Annotated in this window: 2 tRNA genes and 2 rRNA genes; all 4 read left to right on the top strand. The window is 51.0% G+C overall.

The window, feature by feature from the left end:
* Positions 1 to 16: 16 nt before the first annotated feature.
* Positions 17 to 93: transfer RNA gene (locus tag AOA60_RS08370), tRNA-Ile, on the top strand.
* 30 nt (positions 94 to 123) lie between these two features.
* A tRNA-Ala gene (locus AOA60_RS08375) sits at positions 124 to 199 on the top strand.
* Positions 200 to 445: 246 nt separating this feature from the next.
* Positions 446 to 3337, top strand: a 23S ribosomal RNA gene (locus tag AOA60_RS08380).
* A 151-nt stretch (positions 3338 to 3488) separates the two neighbouring features.
* Positions 3489 to 3604: ribosomal RNA gene (rrf, locus tag AOA60_RS08385) — 5S ribosomal RNA — on the top strand.
* Positions 3605 to 3613: the final 9 nt, after the last annotated feature.

Consider the following 3613-nt stretch of genomic DNA (forward strand, 5'->3'; position numbering starts at 1 on the left):
TTAGCAGCCCGAAATTGGGTCTGTAGCTCAGTTGGTTAGAGCGCACCCCTGATAAGGGTGAGGTCGGCAGTTCGAATCTGCCCAGACCCACCAATTTTGTGTGGGAAACGCCTGTAGAAATACGGGGCCATAGCTCAGCTGGGAGAGCGCCTGCCTTGCACGCAGGAGGTCAACGGTTCGATCCCGTTTGGCTCCACCACTACTGCTTCTGTTGTTGAAAGCTTAGAAATGAGCATTCCATTGTGATGATGGTGAATGTTGATTTCTAGTCTTTGATTAGATCGTTCTTTAAAAATTTGGGTATGTGATAGAAAGATAGACTGAACGTTACTTTCACTGGTAACGGGTCAGGCTAAGGTAAAATTTGTGAGTTCTCTTAGATGAGAAATTCGAATTTTCGGCGAATGTTGTCTTCACAGTATAACCAGATTGCTTGGGGTTATATGGTCAAGTGAAGAAGCGCATACGGTGGATGCCTTGGCAGTCAGAGGCGATGAAAGACGTGGTAGCCTGCGAAAAGCTTCGGGGAGTCGGCAAACAGACTTTGATCCGGAGATGTCTGAATGGGGGAACCCAGCCATCATAAGATGGTTATCTTACGCTGAATACATAGGCGTAAGAGGCGAACCAGGGGAACTGAAACATCTAAGTACCCTGAGGAAAAGAAATCAACCGAGATTCCCTTAGTAGTGGCGAGCGAACGGGGACTAGCCCTTAAGTGGCTTTGAGATTAGCGGAACGCTCTGGAAAGTGCGGCCATAGTGGGTGATAGCCCTGTACGCGAAAATCTCTTAGTCATGAAATCGAGTAGGACGGAGCACGAGAAACTTTGTCTGAATATGGGGGGACCATCCTCCAAGGCTAAATACTACTGACTGACCGATAGTGAACTAGTACCGTGAGGGAAAGGCGAAAAGAACCCCGGAGAGGGGAGTGAAATAGATCCTGAAACCGTATGCGTACAAGCAGTGGGAGCCCACTTTGTTGGGTGACTGCGTACCTTTTGTATAATGGGTCAGCGACTTATTTTCAGTGGCGAGCTTAACCGAATAGGGGAGGCGTAGCGAAAGCGAGTCTTAATAGGGCGTCTAGTCGCTGGGAATAGACCCGAAACCGGGCGATCTATCCATGGGCAGGTTGAAGGTTGGGTAACACTAACTGGAGGACCGAACCGACTACCGTTGAAAAGTTAGCGGATGACCTGTGGATCGGAGTGAAAGGCTAATCAAGCTCGGAGATAGCTGGTTCTCCTCGAAAGCTATTTAGGTAGCGCCTCATGTATCACTGTAGGGGGTAGAGCACTGTTTCGGCTAGGGGGTCATCCCGACTTACCAAACCGATGCAAACTCCGAATACCTACAAGTGCCGAGCATGGGAGACACACGGCGGGTGCTAACGTCCGTCGTGAAAAGGGAAACAACCCAGACCGTCAGCTAAGGTCCCAAAGTTATGGTTAAGTGGGAAACGATGTGGGAAGGCTTAGACAGCTAGGAGGTTGGCTTAGAAGCAGCCACCCTTTAAAGAAAGCGTAATAGCTCACTAGTCGAGTCGGCCTGCGCGGAAGATGTAACGGGGCTCAAACCATACACCGAAGCTACGGGTATCACGTAAGTGATGCGGTAGAGGAGCGTTCTGTAAGCCTGTGAAGGTGAGTTGAGAAGCTTGCTGGAGGTATCAGAAGTGCGAATGCTGACATGAGTAACGACAATGGGTGTGAAAAACACCCACGCCGAAAGACCAAGGTTTCCTGCGCAACGTTAATCGACGCAGGGTTAGTCGGTCCCTAAGGCGAGGCTGAAAAGCGTAGTCGATGGAAAACAGGTTAATATTCCTGTACTTCTGGTTATTGCGATGGAGGGACGGAGAAGGCTAGGCCAGCTTGGCGTTGGTTGTCCAAGTTTAAGGTGGTAGGCTGAGATCTTAGGTAAATCCGGGATCTTAAGGCCGAGAGCTGATGACGAGCTAACTTTTAGTTAGCGAAGTGGTTGATGCCATGCTTCCAAGAAAAGCTTCTAAGCTTCAGGTAACCAGGAACCGTACCCCAAACCGACACAGGTGGTTGGGTAGAGAATACCAAGGCGCTTGAGAGAACTCGGGTGAAGGAACTAGGCAAAATGGCACCGTAACTTCGGGAGAAGGTGCGCCGGTGAGGGTGAAGGACTTGCTCCGTAAGCTCATGCCGGTCGAAGATACCAGGCCGCTGCGACTGTTTATTAAAAACACAGCACTCTGCAAACACGAAAGTGGACGTATAGGGTGTGACGCCTGCCCGGTGCCGGAAGGTTAATTGATGGGGTTAGCTAACGCGAAGCTCTTGATCGAAGCCCCGGTAAACGGCGGCCGTAACTATAACGGTCCTAAGGTAGCGAAATTCCTTGTCGGGTAAGTTCCGACCTGCACGAATGGCGTAACGATGGCGGCGCTGTCTCCACCCGAGACTCAGTGAAATTGAAATCGCTGTGAAGATGCAGTGTATCCGCGGCTAGACGGAAAGACCCCGTGAACCTTTACTATAGCTTTGCACTGGACTTTGAATTTGCTTGTGTAGGATAGGTGGGAGGCTTTGAAGCGTGGACGCCAGTCTGCGTGGAGCCAACCTTGAAATACCACCCTGGCAACTTTGAGGTTCTAACTCAGGTCCGTTATCCGGATCGAGGACAGTGTATGGTGGGTAGTTTGACTGGGGCGGTCTCCTCCTAAAGAGTAACGGAGGAGTACGAAGGTGCGCTCAGACCGGTCGGAAATCGGTCGTAGAGTATAAAGGCAAAAGCGCGCTTGACTGCGAGACAGACACGTCGAGCAGGTACGAAAGTAGGTCTTAGTGATCCGGTGGTTCTGTATGGAAGGGCCATCGCTCAACGGATAAAAGGTACTCCGGGGATAACAGGCTGATACCGCCCAAGAGTTCATATCGACGGCGGTGTTTGGCACCTCGATGTCGGCTCATCACATCCTGGGGCTGAAGCCGGTCCCAAGGGTATGGCTGTTCGCCATTTAAAGTGGTACGCGAGCTGGGTTTAGAACGTCGTGAGACAGTTCGGTCCCTATCTGCCGTGGACGTTTGAGATTTGAGAGGGGCTGCTCCTAGTACGAGAGGACCGGAGTGGACGAACCTCTGGTGTTCCGGTTGTCACGCCAGTGGCATTGCCGGGTAGCTATGTTCGGAATAGATAACCGCTGAAAGCATCTAAGCGGGAAACTAGCCTCAAGATGAGATCTCACTGGAACCTTGAGTTCCCTGAAGGGCCGTCGAAGACTACGACGTTGATAGGTTGGGTGTGTAAGCGCTGTGAGGCGTTGAGCTAACCAATACTAATTGCCCGTGAGGCTTGACCATATAACACCCAAGCAATTTGCGTCGAAAGGCCAGATTGCGGTGTGTGAAGACGAGATGAACCGAAAGTTCGACGCTCACAAGACACCGAAAGCTATCACATACCCAATTTGCTGAAGCGAGGCCAACAGGCCACGACTCAGTACCCGAATTTCTTGACGACCATAGAGCATTGGAACCACCTGATCCCATCCCGAACTCAGTAGTGAAACGATGCATCGCCGATGGTAGTGTGGGGTTTCCCCATGTGAGAGTAGGTCATCGTCAAGATTAAATTCC

The organism is Pseudomonas sp. 2822-17, from assembly GCF_002742485.1.
Classification (GTDB): Bacteria; Pseudomonadota; Gammaproteobacteria; order Pseudomonadales; family Pseudomonadaceae; genus Aquipseudomonas; species Aquipseudomonas cyclaminis.